15 protein-coding genes are annotated in these 17,826 nt (G+C 69.0%); 7 read left to right on the plus strand and 8 right to left on the minus strand.

Annotated elements, in window-relative coordinates:
- Positions 1 to 6: 6 nt before the first annotated feature.
- The 6 genes from MMF98_RS17760 (at position 7) to mgtA (ending at position 9,506) form a co-directional block, all read left to right on the plus strand.
- Complete coding sequence (locus tag MMF98_RS17760) at positions 7 to 393, plus strand: hypothetical protein (protein ID WP_243308105.1); 387 nt, start codon at positions 7 to 9, stop codon at positions 391 to 393.
- 291 nt (positions 394 to 684) lie between these two features.
- Positions 685 to 1,839 (plus strand): efflux RND transporter periplasmic adaptor subunit, encoded by a 1,155-nt coding sequence (locus MMF98_RS17765; protein WP_243308106.1) that lies wholly within the window; start codon positions 685 to 687, stop codon positions 1,837 to 1,839.
- On the plus strand, positions 1,832 to 4,960 hold the full coding sequence (locus tag MMF98_RS17770) for an efflux RND transporter permease subunit (protein WP_243308107.1): 3,129 nt from the start codon (positions 1,832 to 1,834) through the stop codon (positions 4,958 to 4,960). Before MMF98_RS17765 ends, MMF98_RS17770 begins: the two co-directional genes overlap by 8 nt.
- Complete coding sequence (locus MMF98_RS17775; protein WP_243308110.1) at positions 4,957 to 6,303, plus strand: TolC family protein; 1,347 nt, start codon at positions 4,957 to 4,959, stop codon at positions 6,301 to 6,303. Before MMF98_RS17770 ends, MMF98_RS17775 begins: the two co-directional genes overlap by 4 nt.
- Before the next feature lie 18 nt (positions 6,304 to 6,321).
- Positions 6,322 to 6,738: a hypothetical protein gene (locus tag MMF98_RS17780; RefSeq protein WP_243308112.1), complete on the plus strand. Its 417-nt coding sequence runs from the start codon at positions 6,322 to 6,324 to the stop codon at positions 6,736 to 6,738.
- On the plus strand, positions 6,735 to 9,506 hold the full coding sequence (gene mgtA / locus MMF98_RS17785; protein WP_243308115.1) for a magnesium-translocating P-type ATPase: 2,772 nt from the start codon (positions 6,735 to 6,737) through the stop codon (positions 9,504 to 9,506). Before MMF98_RS17780 ends, mgtA begins: the two co-directional genes overlap by 4 nt.
- Positions 9,507 to 9,660: 154 nt before the next feature.
- On the opposite strand, the gene MMF98_RS17790 is transcribed toward mgtA, so the two are convergent.
- The 5 genes from MMF98_RS17790 to hemA all read right to left on the minus strand — a co-directional run bounded on the left by MMF98_RS17790 (position 9,661) and on the right by hemA (position 15,332).
- Positions 9,661 to 11,112: a hypothetical protein gene (locus MMF98_RS17790; RefSeq protein ID WP_243308116.1), complete on the minus strand. Its 1,452-nt coding sequence runs from the start codon at positions 11,110 to 11,112 to the stop codon at positions 9,661 to 9,663.
- 187 nt (positions 11,113 to 11,299) lie between these two features.
- Positions 11,300 to 11,623, minus strand: a complete 324-nt coding sequence (gene grxD, locus MMF98_RS17795; RefSeq protein ID WP_243308117.1) for a Grx4 family monothiol glutaredoxin — start codon at positions 11,621 to 11,623, stop codon at positions 11,300 to 11,302.
- Positions 11,624 to 11,689: 66 nt separating this feature from the next.
- Positions 11,690 to 12,517, minus strand: a complete 828-nt coding sequence (prmC, locus tag MMF98_RS17800; protein ID WP_243308118.1) for a peptide chain release factor N(5)-glutamine methyltransferase — start codon at positions 12,515 to 12,517, stop codon at positions 11,690 to 11,692.
- Between the two features lie 74 nt (positions 12,518 to 12,591).
- Positions 12,592 to 13,680, minus strand: coding sequence for a peptide chain release factor 1 (gene prfA / locus MMF98_RS17805; RefSeq protein ID WP_243308119.1), 1,089 nt, complete (start codon positions 13,678 to 13,680; stop codon positions 12,592 to 12,594).
- 392 nt (positions 13,681 to 14,072) lie between these two features.
- Positions 14,073 to 15,332 carry a glutamyl-tRNA reductase gene (hemA, locus tag MMF98_RS17810; RefSeq protein WP_243308120.1) on the minus strand — a complete coding sequence of 420 codons (1,260 nt, stop codon included), beginning with the start codon at positions 15,330 to 15,332 and terminating at the stop codon, positions 14,073 to 14,075.
- A 59-nt stretch (positions 15,333 to 15,391) separates the two neighbouring features.
- Here hemA and MMF98_RS17815 point away from each other — a divergent pair, with 59 nt between their 5' ends.
- Complete coding sequence (locus MMF98_RS17815) at positions 15,392 to 15,670, plus strand: hypothetical protein (protein ID WP_243308121.1); 279 nt, start codon at positions 15,392 to 15,394, stop codon at positions 15,668 to 15,670.
- A 37-nt stretch (positions 15,671 to 15,707) separates the two neighbouring features.
- On the opposite strand, the gene ugpQ is transcribed toward MMF98_RS17815, so the two are convergent.
- Genes ugpQ through MMF98_RS17830 form a run of 3 tightly spaced genes read right to left on the minus strand, consistent with a single transcriptional unit; the run spans position 15,708 to position 17,796 of the window.
- Positions 15,708 to 16,451 carry a glycerophosphodiester phosphodiesterase gene (gene ugpQ, locus MMF98_RS17820; RefSeq protein WP_243308123.1) on the minus strand — a complete coding sequence of 248 codons (744 nt, stop codon included), beginning with the start codon at positions 16,449 to 16,451 and terminating at the stop codon, positions 15,708 to 15,710.
- Entirely contained in the window at positions 16,448 to 16,789 is a 342-nt protein-coding gene (locus tag MMF98_RS17825) for a bleomycin resistance protein (protein ID WP_243308124.1), read from the minus strand. Before MMF98_RS17825 ends, ugpQ begins: the two co-directional genes overlap by 4 nt.
- On the minus strand, positions 16,786 to 17,796 hold the full coding sequence (locus MMF98_RS17830; RefSeq protein WP_243308125.1) for a sn-glycerol-3-phosphate import ATP-binding protein UgpC: 1,011 nt from the start codon (positions 17,794 to 17,796) through the stop codon (positions 16,786 to 16,788). Before MMF98_RS17830 ends, MMF98_RS17825 begins: the two co-directional genes overlap by 4 nt.
- Between the last annotated feature and the right edge of the window lie 30 nt (positions 17,797 to 17,826).

Raw genomic sequence — 17,826 nt, forward strand, 5'->3', positions numbered from 1 at the left:
ACGGCCATGAACCACTTTGTCGAACTTGTTGCAGGAAAGGAGCATGCCATGCGCTTGATGGAATGGACCACTGCCGGCGCCGGCCGCGCGACCGGCGCGGCGGCGAAGACCGGTGCCCTCCCGCTGTACCGGCTCAGCGTCGCCTGCCTGGGGCCAGCCGCGCCGCGCCTCGAACAGCAGATTCGCGGCGAGGCCGGGCAAGGCCGGCTGGAGTTGTTGCGCCTGGTGGCCGCGCCGCTGGAAGGGCGGGCCCTGACGCAGCTCACGGCCTGGGTCAAAGGCAGCCCCGAAGCCCGCCGGGAGCTGGTGGGCATGGTGCAGCGCCTGGGGCGCGAGCCGCAGGTGCGCTCGGTGCGCTGGGAGTGCGTGCCCCAGCCGGTGGACCTGCACTGAGGGCCCGGCGCGACTGCTGTCGATTCAATCCCCATCAAGGAGAGACCATGGACCCCGACCCAGCTCCTAGATGGCGCCCAGGAGGCGCGCGTTCGCCCGAGGTCTGACCTCCCGCCCGCTGCCGGGCGGCTCGGCCCCCGCGAACCCGCCGCCTGCCTTCGGCGCTTTCCCATCCACTGACCGCTTCGCGGGCGCACGCCCGTGTCCTGTCGGGCCGCTCTGGCCCGAGGGGCACACCTGCGCGCGCTGCGGCGATCCCGTTTCCCCCGAGATGCTTGAAGGAGAAGAACAATGACATTCGAACCATCGACCCGCAGCGCCGCAGGCTGGCTGCTGGCGGCCGCCTGCACCGTGCTGGCCGGCTGCGACGGCGCCCGCGGGCTGCCCGGGTCCAGCACTGCCGAGGAGCCGGCCCGCCCGTCCGCGGCTGCCGTCGTGCACGAGGCCGGCTCGGTCTTCGTGCCCGAAGCCTCACCGCTGCGCCAGAGCCTGCAACTGGCCGCGGTGCAGGTGCAGGCGGTGGAGCGCCCGATCGGCGTGCCGGCCGCGATCGAGGCAGATCCGGCGCGCCTGGTGCGGATCGTGCCGCCGCTGGCCGGCCGCATCGTGCGGCTGCACAAGATGCTGGGCGATCCCGTGCAGGCCGGCGACCTGCTGCTCACGCTGGACTCGGCCGATCTGTCGGCCGCGCACAGTGATGCCACCAAGGCGCAGGCCGCGCTCGGCCTGGCGCGCAAGAACCTGGCGCGCCAGCAGGAGCTGGCGCAGGCCGAGATCGCCGCGCAGAAAGACCTGGAGCAGGCGCAGAGCGACTTCGCCCAGGCCGAGAGCGAGGCCCGGCGCGCCCGCACGCGCCTGGCCCAGCTCGGGGCGGCGCCGGGCGCGGGCTCGGCGCGCGAATACGTGCTGCGCGCGCCGATCAGCGGCCGTGTGATCGAGCTGGCCGGCGCGGCCGGCGGCTACTGGAACGACACCAATGCCCCGGTCATGACGGTGGCCGACCTGTCCAGCGTCTGGCTCGCCGCCAGCGTGTCGGAGCGCGACCTCGCGTCGGTGTTCGTCGGCCAGAAGGCCCGCATCGAGCTCAACGCCTACGAGGGTCAGGCCTTCGAGGGCACGGTGCGCTACGTGGGCGAGGTGCTGGACGCCGACACCCGCACGGTGAAGGTGCGCGTGGCCGTCGACAACCGCGCCGGCCGGTTCCGCCCCGGCATGTTCGCCCGCGCCGTGTTCTCGGGCCCGGCGCATCAGGCCGTGGTGGTGCCGGCCTCGGCCCTGGTGCAAAGCGGGCTGTACACCCGCGTGTTCGTGGAGAAGGCGCCGTTCCGGTTCGAGCCGCGCGTGGTCAAGGCCGGCGCCGTGCTGGGCGACCGGGTGGAGATCGTGTCGGGGCTGCAGGCCGGCGAGCGCATCGTCGTGAAGGAAGGGGTGCTTCTCAATGATTGAGCGCATCGTCACCCTGTGCTTTCGCCGCCGCGGCATCGCCTGGCTGGTGTTCGCGTTCGTGGCGCTGTACGGCTGGACCAGCTGGAAGCAGCTGCCGGTCGAGGCCTACCCCGACATCGCCGACGTCACCTCGCAGGTCGTCACCCAGGTGCCCGGGCTGGCGGTCGAGGAGGTCGAGCAGCAGATCACCGTGCCGCTGGAGCGCGCCCTGCTGGGCACGCCGGGGCTGCATGTGCTGCGCTCCAAGAGCACCTTCGGCCTGTCGCTGATCGTGGTCGTGTTCCAGGACGGCGTGGAAGGCTACTGGTCGCGCCAGCGCCTGCAGGAGCGCATCAACGACGTCAGCCTGCCCTACGGCGCCAAGCCGGGGCTGGACGCCTACACCTCGCCGATCGGCGAGATATACCGCTACACGCTGGAGTCGAAGACGCGCAACCTGCGCGAGCTCTCCGAACTGCAGTTCTGGACCGTGATCCCGCGCCTGAAGAAGGTGGCGGGCGTGGTCGACGTGGCCAACTTCGGCGGCCTGACCACCCAGTTCATGCTCGAACTCGACCCCGCGCGGCTGGTGCAGTACCGCCTCACGCTGCAGCAGGTCAAGGACGCGATCAACGCCAACAACAACAACGCGGGCGGCAGCCTGATGAACCGCGGCGAGCAGGCCTACGTGATCCGCGGCGTCGGCCTGATCGGCTCGCTGGAGGACATGGGCAACGTGGTGGTGACGGCCAAGGGCGGCACGCCGGTGCTGGTGAAGGACCTCGGCCGGCTGGTCTACGGCAACGTCGAGCGCCGCGGCATCCTGGGCAAGGACGGCAACCCCGACACCCTTTCGGGCATCACGCTGCTGCTCAAGGACGCCAACGCCTCGGCCACGCTCGAAGGCGTGCACCAGGCGGTGCGCGACCTCAACGAGAACCTGCTGCCGCGCGACGTGAAGGTCGTGCCCTACCTGGACCGCACCTCGCTGATCGACGCGACCATGAAGACCGTGGGCATGACGCTGGCCGAGGGCATGCTGCTGGTGACCCTGGTGCTGCTGCTGTTCCTCGGCAGCCCGCGCGCGGCCCTGATCGTGGCGCTCACGATTCCGCTGGCGCTGCTGATCGCCTTCATCTTCATGCACCACTTCCGCATCCCGGCCAACCTGCTGTCGCTGGGCGCGATCGACTTCGGCATCCTGGTCGATGGCGCGGTGGTGCTGGTGGAGAACATCCTGCGCCGGCGCGAGCAGCAGCAGGACCGGCCGCTGACGCCGGCCGACGCCGTGGCCGCCACGCTGCAGGTGGCGCGGCCCATCCTGTTCGGCATGCTGGTGATCATCGCGGCGTACTTCCCGCTGTTCGCCTTCCAGCGAATCGAATACAAGCTGTTCTCGCCGATGGCCTACGCGGTGGGCGCGGCGCTGCTCGGCGCGCTGGTGACGGCGCTCGCGCTGATTCCCGGCCTGGCCTACTTGGCCTTTCGCACGCCGCGCCGCATCTTCCACAACCGGCCGCTGGAGTGGCTGGCGGTGCGCTACGACGCCTTCCTGTCGCGTGCGCTGGGCCGCACCCGCTGGCTGGCGGCCACCTGCGCCGCCGCGGTGCTGGGCATCGCGGCGCTGGGCGCGACCCTCGGCCGCGATTTCCTGCCCTACCTCGACGAGGGCTCGCTCTGGCTGCAGGTGACGATGCCGCCCGGCATCACGCTGGACAAGGCCAGCGCCATGGCCAACGAGCTGCGCCGCGTGACGCTGGAGTTTCCCGAGGTCTCGTACATCGTGACGCAGACCGGGCGCAACGACGACGGCACCGATCCCTGGACGGTCTCGCACATCGAGGCCAGCGTCGGCCTGCATCCCTACAGCACCTGGAAGTCCGGTCTCACCAAGCAGGAGCTGATCGCCCGGCTCGATGCGCGCTACCGGCAGATGCCGGGCTACGCGGTCGGCTTCATGCAGCCCATGATCGACGGCGTGCAGGACAAGCTCTCGGGCGCGCACAGCGACCTGGTGGTCAAGGTCTACGGCGACAGCTTCGACGAGATGCGCCGCATCGCCGGCGACGTGATCGCGGCGCTGCGCCAGGTGCCGGGCGCGGCCGACGTGTCGATCGACCAGGAGCCGCCGCTGCCGAACCTGCGCATCGACGTCGACCGCGCCGCTACCGCGCGCTACGGCATCAACGCGGCCGATGTGTCCGACCTGATTTACACCGGCATCGGCGGCGCCCCGATCGGCCAGCTCTATGTGGGCGAGAAGAGCTACGACCTGAGCGTGCGCTTTCCCGAGGGCGTGCGCAACGACCCCGATGCCATCGCCGGCCTGATGCTGACCGCGCCCGACGGCGCCAAGGTGCCACTGGCGCAGGTGGCGAGCATTCGCACGGTGTCGGGCGAAAGCATGATCACGCGCGAGAACGCGCGGCGTCACGTCACCGTCAAGCTCAATGCGCGCGACCGTGACCTGGCCGGCTTCCTGAAGGACGCGCAGGCCGCCATCGAGCGCGGCGTGCGCTACGACCACCAGCGCTACCAGATCGCCTGGGGCGGCCAGTTCGAGAACCTGGAGCGTGCCGAGGCGCGGCTGCGGGTGATCCTGCCGATGACGCTGGCGATCATGTTCCTGCTGCTGTTCGCCGAGTTCCAGAACCTGCGCCAGCCGGCCCTGGTGCTGCTGGTGGTGCCGCTGGCCACGCTCGGCGGCCTGGCCGCGCTGCACCTGCGCGGCATGACGCTCAACGTCTCCAGCGCCGTTGGCTTCATCGCGCTGTTCGGCGTGGCCGTGCTCAACGGCGTGCTGATGATCGCGCAGATCAACCGGCTGCGCAGCGAGGAAGGCAAGGCGCTGCGCGAGGCCGTGCTCGAGGGGGCTGGAAGCCGCATGCGCCCGGTGCTGATGACGGCCACCGTGGCCGCCCTCGGCCTGACGCCCGCGATGCTGGCCACCGGCCTGGGCAGCGACGTGCAGCGCCCGCTGGCCACCGTGGTGGTGGGCGGGCTGGTCACGGCCACGCTGCTGACGCTGGTGCTGCTGCCGGCGCTCTACCACCTGATCGAAACCCGGGCCGAGGCCGCCGCGCGGCGCCGCGCCCCCTCAGAAGCCGAGGCCCTGGCGGCCGATACCAAGGAGCCGACATGAACCACCACACCCTTCGGCGGGCCCGTCTGGCCGGGCTCGCCAGCGCCCTGCTCTGGGCTGGCCTGGCGCCGGCCCAGCCGGCTGGCCTGCCCGACACCGCAGCAGCAGCGGCGCCGGCGATCCGCTTTCGGCAGTACCTCGACGCGGTCGAGCAGCACAGCCTCGACCTGGCCGCCCAGCGCGAAACGATCACCGCCGCCCGCGCGGGCGTGACGGTGGCCGGCGTGCGCCCCGATCCGAACCTGTCGATCGGCATGGGGCCCAAGGAGTTCAGCAGCGCGGTCAACCCCAAGCCGCCCGTGGCCCGCTCTATCGGCCTGGACTGGACCGTGGAGACCGGCGGCAAGCGCGACAAGCGCATCCAGGCCGCGCAAAGCAATGTGCGGCTGACCGAGGCCACCGTCGAGGGCTTTCGGCACCAGCTCTACAGCGATTCGGCGGGGGCCTTCGCCGAGGCCTGCCGCACGCGCGAGGCGCTGGCGCGCCAGCAGTCCACGCTGCAGGCCCTGTCGGAGGTGGTGCGCGCCAACGAGGCCCGCCGCAAGGCCGGCGACGTGGGCGGGCTGGAACTGCTGCAGTCGCGGGTCGAGCGCGACCAGTTCCAGGCCGTGGTGGACAAGGCGCGGGCCGACGCGCAGGCCGCGCAGCTCGGCCTGTCGGTGCCGCTGGGCCGGCGCTTCGCCGAGCTGTTCGGCGCGGGCGCGCTGGAGTGCGGTTTCGAGGCCTTTGTGCCCGGGCAGGACCTGGAGGCGCTGGTCCGCCAGGGCCTGCGCGCCCGCGACGACGTGCTGATCGCGCGCGCCGCGCTCGACAGTGCGCGCGCCAACGAGGAACTGGTGCAGGCCAACCGCCATGTCGACCCGACGCTGGGCCTGAGCTACAGCCGCACGCCGACCGGGCCCGCGTCGATCGACGCCGACGGCAACCTGGTGGATGGCTCGCCGCGCTCGCGCACCCTGAGCGTCACGCTGTCGATCCCGATTCCGTTCTCGCGGCTGCAGCGCGGCGAGCTGATCCAGGCGGCCTCGGCGGTGACGCAGGCCATGCTCGGCCTGAACCAGGCCGAGCTCAAGGCCGAGGCCGACGTGCGCGTGGCCCATACGCAGTTTCTAGCCGCGCGCGACAACCTGCGCCGCTACCGCGAATCCGTGCTGGCCGACGCCGACCGGGTGCTCGAGGGCATGCGCCTGTCGTACCGCAAGGGCGCGGCCTCGCTGCTGGAGCTGCTGGCGGCCCAGCGCTCGGCCGACGAGGCCTACCTGGCCAGCCTGCAGGCGCAGGCCGATCTGGCGAGCGCCACGGTCCAGTTACAGTTGAGCCTGGGCCAGCGCCCGGCGCTGTGATCCGCAAGGACTGTCCGCATGATGACTGTCGATCGTCACCGCGCTCCCGCCCGGCTGCACCACCGCGTGGCGCTGATCGTCTGCGCCGAGGCGCGGGACAGCGCCCGCGAGCTGCTGCGCTGCGCCGCCTATGACACCCGGGTGCAGCTCTCCTGTGTGCAGGAGCAGTGGCTCGGCCTGCCGCCGGCCCGCTGCATGCTCAGCGGCGAGTTCACCGGCTCGGTCGCCGCGGCGGCCCGCCTGGTGCAGGGCCTGGCTCGGCTGCTGGAGCCGTCGCAGCTGGTCCTGATCCGGCTCGATACGCTGGGCGGCCTGGCCCGCAGCGCCGCCCCGATGATGCCTGCACCGGCGATGGAACCCGCGGCGCGCCGCGCGCTCCAACGCCTGCGCCCCCCTTCCGAACACAGGCCCCCCGCAACCGGAGTCCCCGCATGAATTTCCTGAAGACCTGGTTTGGCAACTTCCTGCGCAGCCGCCACACCGCCAAGCATTTCGGCCGCCGGGCCCTGCTGGAGACGGTGGCGGGGCGGGGCCTGTCGCAGCCGGTGCCGGAGCACCTCTCGCGCGACCTGCTGCGCGCGGCCCGCGACGACCTGTCGGCGGCGCTGGTGCAGCTCGATTCCCACGAAGACGGCCTGAGCGCGCCGGAAGCCGCGGCCCTGCTGGAGCACTACGGCCCCAACGAGGTCGAGCACGAAAAGCCGCTGGCCTGGTGGCTGCACCTGTGGCAGTGCTACAAGAACCCGTTCAACCTGCTGCTCACGGTGCTGGCCGTGGTGTCGTACCTGACCGAGGACGCCAAGGCCACGATCGTGATCAGCACGATGGTGGTGCTGTCCACGCTGATCCGCTTCGTGCAGGAGGGCCGCTCCAGCCGCGCCGCCGAGCGCCTCAAGGCCATGGTGAGCAACACCGCCACCGTGATCCGGCGCGACCTCGGCACCGAGGCGGCCGAGGTGGCCGAGCGCTACTTCGAGGCGCACCTGCACACGCGCCGCCCGCCCTCGCGCCAGGAGGTGCCGATCCGCGAGCTGGTGCCGGGCGACCACGTGGTGCTGTCGGCCGGCGACATGATCCCGGCCGACTGCCGCGTGATGACGGCCAAGGACCTGTTCGTGGGCCAGGCCGCGATGACCGGCGAATCGCTGCCGGTGGAGAAGTTCGCCGAGCGGCGCGCCAGCAGCGACAGCGTGCTGGAGCAGAGCAACCTGCTGTTCATGGGCACCAACGTGGTGTCGGGCTCGGCCACGGCGCTGGTGGTGGCCACCGGCAACCGCACCTATTTCGGCATGCTGGCCACCCGCGTCACCGCCACCGACCGCACGCCGACCGCGTTCCAGGCCGGCGTCAACAGCGTGAGCTGGCTGCTGATCCGCTTCGCGCTGGTGATGGTGCCGATCGTCCTGCTGGTCAACGGCTTCACCAAGGGCGACTGGATGGAGGCCTTCCTGTTCGCGCTCTCGGTGGCGGTGGGCCTGACGCCCGAGATGCTGCCGATGATCGTGACCTCCACGCTGGCCAAGGGCGCCGTGCTGCTGGCGCGCCGCAAGGTGATCGTGAAGCGGCTGGACGCGATCCAGAACTTCGGCGCGATGGACGTGCTGTGCACCGACAAGACCGGCACGCTGACGCAGGACAAGATCGCGCTGGAGCGCCACACCGACGTGTTCGGCAACTCCTCGGAGGAGGTGCTGAAGTTCGCCTACCTCAACAGCCACTACCAGACCGGGCTGAAGAACCTGCTCGACCGCGCCGTGCTCGAGCACGTGGAACTGCAGACCGAGCTCAAGCTGGAGCAGGACTACCGCAAGATCGACGAGATTCCGTTCGACTTCGAGCGCCGGCGCATGTCGGTCGTGGTGTCGGAGCGCGACGACCACCACGAGCTGATCTGCAAGGGCGCGCTGGAGGAGATGCTGTCCGTGTGCGCGCGCGTGCGCATCGAGAACGGCGAGGGCCCGCAGGAGCATGCGCTGGACGAGGCCATGCTGGCGCGCGTGCTCGAGGTGACCCGCCGCCTGAACGAGGACGGGTTGCGCGTGGTGGCGGTGGCGATGAAGGAGATCCCGGCCAGCCCCAACGCCTACTCGGTGGCCGACGAGGCCGACCTGACGCTGATCGGCTACATCGCCTTCCTCGACCCGCCCAAGGAATCGGCCGCGCCGGCGCTGAAGGCGCTCAACGAGCACGGCGTCACCGTCAAGGTGCTGACCGGCGACAACGAACTCGTCACGGCCCGGGTGTGCAGCCAGGTCGGCCTGCCGGCCGACGACGTGCTGCTCGGCTCGCAGATCGAGCGCATGAGCGACGAGGCCCTGGCCCATGCCGTGGACGTGCACCAGGTGTTCGCCAAGCTCACGCCGCTGCACAAGGAGCGGCTGGTGCGCGCGCTGCGGGCCAAGGGCCACGTGGTGGGCTTCATGGGCGACGGCATCAACGACGCGCCGGCGCTGCGCGCGGCCGACATCGGCATCTCGGTGGACAGCGCGGTGGACATCGCCAAGGAGGCGGCCGACATCATCCTGCTCGAGAAGAGCCTGATGGTGCTGGAGGAGGGCGTGATCGAGGGCCGCCGGACCTTCAGCAACATGCTCAAGTACATCCGCATGACGGCCAGCTCCAACTTCGGCAACGTGTTCTCGGTGCTGGTGGCCAGTGCCTTCCTGCCGTTCCTGCCGATGCTGCCGCTGCAGCTCCTGGTGCAGAACCTGCTGTACGACATCTCGCAGATCGCGATCCCGTTCGACAACGTGGACAGCGAGCTGGTGCGCAAGCCGCTGCGCTGGAACCCGGGCGACATCGGCCGCTTCATGCTGTTCTTCGGCCCGGTCAGCTCGATCTTCGACATCGTGACCTTCGCCCTGATGTGGTTCGTGTTCAAGGCCAGCAGCGTGGAGCAGCAGACGCTGTTCCAGTCGGGCTGGTTCGTCGTGGGGCTGATCACGCAGACCCTGATCGTGCACATGATCCGCACGCCCAAGCTACCGTTCATCGAGAGCCGCGCGGCGTGGCCGCTGCTGCTGACCACGGCGGCCATCATGGCGGTCGGCATCTTCCTGCCGATGGGGCCGTTGCACGACTACTTCAAGCTGCAGCCGCTGCCGCTGCTGTTCTTCCCCTGGCTGGTGGCGATCCTGCTGGGCTACGCCGTGCTCACCACGGCGATGAAGAAGTTCTACATCCGGCGCTTCGGCTGGCAGTGAAGGAAGGAGGGCCGCCGGGCAGTGTGGCAGTTGTGTGCTATCAAAAATATAGCTGAAAATAACCACCCCGCCTGGACATTAGCCAAACTTTCCTCTGAAAATCTGCCAAAGCACGAAATACACTGGATCTGCGTTGCCGCGGTCCTTCTCTAGTTCAGGAGGGAACGATGGCATCCGGTCCCAGCCAGATTTCCATTTGGCCTGGTTTGACCCTGTTTTCGTAGCCGCGCACAAAAATGCACTGCAACGGCATCTTCAGAATCCCGCCCAGCGCCGTGGCGGTGGTGCTGCATGATGCTTTGTCGTCTGGCCGGAAGTACCGCAGGACGTTGACTCCCCTGTAGTCCGGAATCGCCTCCGTGAGGTAGATGGTCGCACTATTCAAAATCTCCGAATGTTTGGCTCTCAGCAGCGTGTCCAGTGCTGCGCGTTGCGATGCCTTGGCGACTTGCGGATAAATGAAGATCGCGGGTTGCTGTGTGCCTTTACTGGGCTGGACGTTTAGCAGGTCCTCGCTTGAAGTGGCACCGGGGCAACTCGTAAGGGGTTTTGTGGCGCTCGCATTCTTATGCACGCACATTTCTCCCTGGTAGTCGATGGTGACTCCCAGACTGGCCAACTGGCTGACGGTGCTGGCAATGGTTTGAATGGCCACGTCACTCAGGGTGGCGCTCACTTGGACTGGTGTTGTCGAGGTGGCGGTCGCAGCGGTCGCTGCTGCGTTGAGAGCCGGGCCCTGAGCGGCGAGGCTGTCGTAGAACTTGCGGGCGTCATCGGCCTTTTTCTTTTTTGCATTCCAGTCCAACTTTTTGTCCTGGCAGTCCTTTTGGTCGCCCGTGTCCGCGATGGCGGTGCAATCTTTCTCTTTTCCTTCGGCCGGCTTGGCCTTGTCGAGCACCGCGTCGTAGGCCTTTTTAGCGTTGCCCTCAGCCGTTTCGGTCGCTTTGACGTCGTCACGAGCGGCAGTCAACTGGTCAGCGAATTTGGCGGCAGCACCTCCGGCCGAGCCGCCGCTGAATGCGGACGTGCGGTTGAGCTGCGGCCGTATCATGTTGGTCAACTGCTCGATGGCCAGCACCGACACCAGCATGCGTTGATCTCGTGCTGCTTGAAGAGTCATTTCTTCGTCGCTGATCATGTTGTTTAGCTGACGCTCACAACTGCGATACAGCGACATGGCCAGCAGATTGACCGTCTGCGACCGCTCGATGGCGCCGCCAGATTCGGCGATGGCTTGAGCCAGTGAGGCGCTCAGGTTCTTTTGCTCGGCAGTGGCCGTGGCGCTGGCCGAGGCGTTTGCGCTCGCGCTGATGACGGAAAAAATGTCCGGCGCCTGTTCCGCACACAGCTTGATGGTGGCTTCGGCGCCAGTGCCGTATTGCACCGAATGAACGGCGCGCTGCTTGGCGTCCATGGTCACGATCGCCTGCCGGGCTCCCGGGGCATCCGTGACGGTCTGGTTGCGGTAGATCGAGGTCCAGTTGGCGGCGCAGCCGGTGAGCCCGAGGAAGAGGAGGCCTCCCCCTGACCAAGCCAGGATTTGGCGCCTGGCGTTCAAGAACCGATAACGTGCGCTACCTCTTGAGTTGCGTGTGTGATGAGCCATGTGAATCCCCTCCGGTGTGCCTTTGGCGGCACTGTGATGCTAGGGCGGGGTGCGGCTCGTGTCATACCACAAATGGAGTAGAACGGTCTGCGGTCAGCCATGGTGCGGACGACTGCTTTCCTGATTTCGGCAGAGCAAAAACCGCCCGGGGGCGGCTTGGCTTGGAAGGGAATGGAGGGAGGTCGGCTCAGGCCTGTGCACTCAGCACCTGCTGGAGCTCGCCGTTCTCGTACATCTCCATCATGATGTCCGAGCCGCCGATGAACTCGCCCTTCACGTAGAGCTGCGGGATGGTGGGCCAGTTGCTGTAGGCCTTGATGCCCTGGCGGATCTCGTCGTCCTCCAGCACGTTCACGGTCTTGAGGGTGCGGGGGTCCACGCCGCAGGCCTTGAGGATCTGGATGGCGCGGCCCGAGAAGCCGCACATGGGGAAGCTCGCGCTGCCCTTCATGAACAGCAGGATGTCGTTGTGCTTGACGAGGTCGTCGATGCGTTGCTGGGCGTTGCTCATGGGTCACTCTCCTAAAGGGGGCTTCACCCGGCCGGGCCGGGCCGGGATCGGAAGCGTTACCCCCGATTATCCCAGCGCCGGCCATTGTCCGCCGGAGCAGCGCTCAATGCCGGCCAGATCGCGGTGGCTGGCCACGGCGCCGAAGCCGCGCTGCGCCAGCAGGGCGCGCACGGCCGCGGCCTGGTCCCAGCCGTGCTCCAGCAGCAGCCAGCCGCCGGGGTGCAGGTGGGCGGGCGCCTGCGAGACGATGGCGCGCAGGTCGTCCAGCCCGTCGGGGCCGGCCGCCAGGGCCTCGCGCGGCTCGTGGCCGAGCGCGGCCAGGTGCGGGTCGTCCTGCGCGATGTAGGGCGGGTTGGAGGCGATCAGGTGGTAGCGGCCCGGGGTGCCGGCCAGCCAGGAGCCCTGGCGGAACGCCACCTCCAGCCCGAGCCGCTGGGCATTGGCCTGCGCCACGGCCAGCGCGCCGGCGCTGGCGTCCACGGCGCTCACCTGGGCATCGGGGCGCGCGTGCTTGAGGGCCAGCGCGATGGCGCCGCTGCCGGTGCCCAGGTCCAGCACCGAGGCGCCCGGCTGGCCGGCCAGGACCTGCAGGCTCCACTCGACCAGGGTCTCGGTGTCGGGCCGCGGCACCAGCACGCGGGCGTCCACCTGCAGCGCCAGGCCGAAGAACTCGCGCCGGCCGGTGAGGTAGGCCAGCGGCTCGCCGGCGGCGCGGCGCTGGCTGAGCTGCTGGAACTGCTGCTGCGCGGCCTCGGGCAGGGCGTCGCCGTCATGCGCCAGCAGCCAGGCGCGGCCGTGCTCGGCGCGGCCCAGCGCGTGCAGCAGCAGCAGCTGGGCGTCCAGGCGCTCGAGGCCGAGCGCGGCGGCGGCTTGCAGGGCCTGGGCGATCGTCATGGCATCAAGGTGCTATCAAAATAGTAGCAATAAATGACCGTGGGGCGAGGACCTTGGCCGTATTTCATCCAAAATCAGGCCGAAACGCCGAGTTCCAGCTCTTCGAGCTGCTCGGCCTTGCGCGCCAGCAGCAGCGCGTCGATCACCTCGTCGAGGTCGCCCTCCATGATGAACTGCAGCTTGTACAGCGTGAGGTTGATGCGGTGGTCGGTCAGGCGGCCCTGCGGGAAGTTGTAGGTGCGGATGCGGTCGCTGCGGTCGCCGCTGCCGATCAGGCCCTTGCGCGTGGCGGCCTCCCTGGCGGCGCGCTCGCTGCGCTCCTTTTCGTGGATGCGCGCGGCCAGCACCTGCATGGCCTTGGCCTTGTTGCGGTGCTGGCTGCGGTCGTCCTGGCACTCGGCCACGATGCCGGTGGGAATGTGGGTGATGCGCACGGCCGAGTCGGTCTTGTTCACGTGCTGGCCGCCGGCGCCACTGGCGCGGTAGGTGTCGATGCGCAGGTCGGCCGGGTTGATCTGCACCGCCTGCGCCTCGTCGGGCTCGGGCAGCGCGGCCACGGTGCAGGCGCTGGTGTGGATGCGGCCCTGCGTCTCGGTGGCGGGCACGCGCTGCACGCGGTGGCCGCCGGACTCGAACTTGAGCTTGCCGTAGACGCTGTCGCCCACCACGCGGATCACCACCTCCTTGTAGCCGCCGACCTCGCCCTCGCTCTCGCTCACGATCTCGCAGCGCCAGCCCTGGCGCTCGGCGTAGCGGGTGTACATGCGCAGCAGGTCGCCGGCGAACAGGGCCGACTCGTCGCCGCCGGTGCCGGCGCGGATTTCGAGGAAGGTGTTGCGCACGTCGTCCGGGTCCTTGGGCAGCAGCAGGCGCTGCAGCTCGTCCTCCAGCGCGGTGAGGTCGGCCTCGGCGGCCGGGATCTCGGCCTGCGCCAGCTCGGCCATGTCGGGGTCGTCGAGCATCTCGCGGGCCTGCGCCAGGTCGCTCTCGCGCTGCAGGAAGCGGGCGAAGCAGCCGGCCACCTCGCTGACCTCGGCGTGCTCGCGCGTGAGCGCGCGAAAGCGCTCCATGTCGGTCACCACGTCGGGCTGCGACAGGTAGAAATCGAGTTCGTGCAGGCGCACGGGGTAGCGGTCGAGTTGCTGGCGGAGAAAAGGTTTCACGGCAGGCGGGTCACAAAGGAGAGGAAGGCTTCGACAGGCTCGGCCCGGACGGCACGGTCCGGCAGGGGAAGAGATTCCGTTCGCCCTGAGCTTGTCGAAGGGCCCGCGGAGTCCTCGAGCGTCGCTAGGGCCTGTTCACCCTATTTTTACCAGTGCGAACGAGGTGAAAACAGCGCCAATCAAGGCGCCTGACGACGCCCAGCCTGGACGGCTGGGCTAGGAGGGCAACGCCGAGTGGCGCTGTTTTCACCCCGTTCCCTACGGGTTGCGGCCAAAAAGGCCATGCGCCGCGTTGCGAAGCCTCGCCGGGGGTAGACCCCGGCTGCGTTTCGCGCCTTGCGCATGACCTTTTTGTTCCGCAACGCATCTGGTAAAAATAGGGTGAACAGGCCCTACTTTTCCTTGCGCAGGAAGAAATGCTGAATGGCCGCGGTGGCGCGCTCGCGTGCCGTGGCGTCGCCCGCGTGCAGCTCGGCCAGCGCGCCGTGCAGCATCTTCTGGGTGAGGCCGCGCGACAGGGCTTCGAGCACGGCGTCCACGTCCTCGCCCCGGGCCAGCAGCTTGCGGGCGCGGGCGATCTCCAGCGTGCGCCATTCGTCGGCCTGGGCGTTGAGCTGCTGGATCAGCGGCACGGCGCCGCGCTGGTCCATCCAGTGCATGAAGCTCTGCACGCCGGCGTCGATGATGGCCTCGGCCTGCGCCACGGCGGCCTGGCGGCTGGCCTGGGCGGTCTGCACCACGCCGGCGAGGTCGTCCACGGTGTAGAGGTAGACGTCTTCCAGCGCTTTGACCTCGGGTTCGATGTCGCGCGGCACGGCCAGGTCGACCATGAACATGGGGCGGTGGCGGCGCGCCTTGAGCGCACGCTCCACGGCGCCCAGGCCGATGATGGGCAGGGTGCTGGCGGTGCAGCTGATGACGGCGTCGAACTCGTGCAGGCGGCTGGGCAGGTCCGCCAGGCGCATCACCTCGCCGCCAAAGCGCGTGGCCAGCTTCTCGCCGCGCTCCAGCGTGCGGTTGGCGATCGAGATCGACTTCGGGTTCTTCGCGGCGAAGTGCGTGGCCGCCAGCTCGATCATCTCGCCCGCGCCCACGAACAGCACGCGGATCTTGCCCAGGTCCTCGAACAGCTGGCCGGCCAGGCGCACGGCGGCGGCGGCCATGCTGATCGAGTGCGCGCCGATCTCGGTGGAGGTGCGCACCTCCTTGGCCACGGCGAAGGAGCGCTGGAACAGCTGGTTGAGCGTGGTGCCCAGGGCGCCGGCCTCGTCGGCGGCGCGCACCGCATCCTTCATCTGGCCCAGGATCTGGGGCTCGCCCAGCACCATGGAGTCGAGCCCGCTGGCCACGCGGAAGGCGTGGCGCGCGGCCAGCCCGTCCTGCAGCGTGTAGGCATGCGAGCGCAGCAGCGCGGGCGAGACGCCGCCGGAATGGGCCAGCCAGTCCAGCGTGTGCTCCAGCTCGGGCCGCTCGCCGGCGCAGTAGATCTCGGTGCGGTTGCAGGTGGAGATGATGGCGGCCTCGGGGCGGCGGGCCAGCGACTCGCGCAGGCCCTTGAGCGTGGGCTCGATCTGGTCGATGGCGAACGCAAAGCGGCCGCGCAGATCGAGCGGCGCGGTCGTGTGATTGAGGCCCAGAGCCCAGACTGCCATCCCCGGATTATAAAATTGCTCCGAATCCCAAGCCTGCACCCCCCTTCATACCCTTCGCCATGGGCCCGCTGGACCTGTTTTTTCACCTGAGCAACTTTGTCGCCCCGGCGCTGGGCGTGGCCGCCCTGAGCGTGCTCGCGGCCCGGTTTTTTGGAGGAAAACAGGCGTATGTCCGCGCCTGGTGGTCACAGCTTGCTATTGTTTTTGTAGTGAATGCGGCGGTGCTGCTGGCCGGCCTGTGGTTCTTCGGCCGCGACGGCAAGATGGCGACCTACGCCGCGCTGGTGCTGGCCTGCGGCACCAGCCAGTGGCTGCTGCTGCGCGGCTGGCGGCGCTGAGCGGCCGCGCCGGCCCCGGCGGGGCGCGTGCGCCGGCTCACGCCATGGGAGAAAAAAGGTCCACCCGGTCGGTGATGATGCCGTCGGTGCCGAGCGCGATCAGGCGCTCGGCGGCCCACTCGTCGTTGACCGTGTAGCTCAGCGTGCGCAGGCCCGCGGCCTGCGCCTGTGTGACGGTGGAGGTGTCCCACAGCGCGTGGTTGCAGACCAGGGCCACGCAGTCGAGCGAGAGCGCGGTTTCGAGCCAGCCTTTCCACAGCGTGTCCAGCAGCAGCCCGCGCGGCAACTGCGGCTGCGCGGCCTGTGCGCCGGCCAGCGATTCGGGGCGGAACGAGGTCAGCAGCGGCGGCACGGCCTGGCCCTGCCACAGCCGCGCGGCATGGTCGGCCACCACGCGGCCGGTGTGCTCTTCCACGCCGGGCGTGGGCTTGATCTCGATGTTGAGGGCATGGCCGTTGCGCAGGCAGTAATGCGCGATGTTCTCGAAGCTCGGCAGCGGCTCGCCGGCATAGGCGCGCGAGTGCCAGCTGCCGGCGTCGAGCTGCGCCAGCGCGCCCCAGGGCTGGTCGCCCCCGAGGCCGGTGCCGTTGGTGGTGCGCTCCAGCGTGGCGTCGTGCATCAGAAAGGGCACGCCGTCGGCCGAGAGTTTGACGTCGCATTCGAACATGCGAAAGCCGTGGCTCGCACCGAGGCGGAAGGCCGCCAGCGTGTTCTCGGGCGCGAGCTTGCCGGCGCCGCGGTGCGCCACCCAGCGCGGGTAGGGCCAGGAGGGAAGGGTCATGCGGATTCTCCGAACTTGAGCAGATTACCGTGCGGATCGATGACGTAGAGCTCCCGCATGCCCCAGGGCCGCACCTCGGGCGCCGGCAGCGCCAGGCCGCGGTGGCCGAAATCGCGGTGCAGCGCCCGCGTGTCGCCGCGCACATAGCATGAGGTGTTCTCCGCGATGCGCCGTTCGGCGCAGAGCCAGAAATGGATCTCGCAACCCTCGCGCTCCACGATCAGGTAGTCGGGTGCGCGCAGGCGCGGCGTAAATCCCAGGCGTTCGCGATAGAAGCTCTCGGTTTCCCGGAGATCGAGCGAGGCGAGCACGGGGATGGTCGCCTGCAGCATCGTCATGACCTTTTGCCGGTGGCGGCATCGAACCAGTGCAGGCGGTCTTCGCGCGGCCGCACGTGGATGACCGAGCCGATCGCGGGCGCCTGGCCCAGGCTTTCGTCGGTGCGCACGATCACCATCTCGTCGCCAAGGCGGCCGTACACCAGGCGCTCGGCGCCCAGCATCTCCACGGTTTCCACCTGCAGCGCCCAGCCGTCGCCATCGACGACCTGCAGGTGCTCGGGCCGGATGCCCAGGATGGTGCCGGGCCGGCCGCCGGGGGCGTTCTTCAGCAGGTTCATCGGCGGCGAGCCGATGAAGCTGGCCACGAAGGTGGTGGCGGGCCGCGCATAGACTTCCTCGGGCGCGCCAAACTGCTCCATCACGCCGGCGTTCATCACGATCATGCGCTGCGCCAGCGTCATGGCCTCGACCTGGTCGTGGGTGACGAACAGGCTGGTGATGCCGAGCTCGCGGTGCAGTTTCTGGATCTCCAGGCGGGTCTGGGCGCGCAGCTTGGCGTCCAGGTTGGACAGCGGCTCGTCGAACAGGAACACCTGCGGCTGGCGCACGATGGCGCGGCCCATGGCCACGCGCTGGCGCTGGCCGCCCGAGAGTTCGCGCGGCTTGCGCGCCAGCAGGTGGCCGAGTTCGAGGATCCGGGCGGCCTTGTCCACGCGCGTCTTGATCTCGTCGATCGGCACCTTCTTGATCTTCAGGCCGTAGGCCATGTTGTCGAACACGGTCATGTGCGGGTACAGCGCGTAGTTCTGGAACACCATCGCGATGTCGCGCTCGGAGGGTTCGAGGTCGTTGACTACCCGGTTGCCGATGGAAATCTCGCCGCCCGAGATTTCCTCCAGGCCGGCCACCATGCGCAGCAGCGTGGACTTGCCGCAGCCCGAGGGGCCGACGATGACGATGAACTCGCGGTCGGCGATGTCGGCGTTGACGCCGTGGATCACCTGGTTGGCCTTGGGGCCGTGCCCGTAGCGCTTGACGACGTTGTGAAGAGTGATGGCAGCCATATTTTCAATCAGTGGGTGACAGAGCAAAAA

The organism is Variovorax terrae (genome assembly GCF_022809125.1).
GTDB classification, from domain to species: domain Bacteria; phylum Pseudomonadota; class Gammaproteobacteria; order Burkholderiales; family Burkholderiaceae_C; genus Variovorax_A; species Variovorax_A terrae.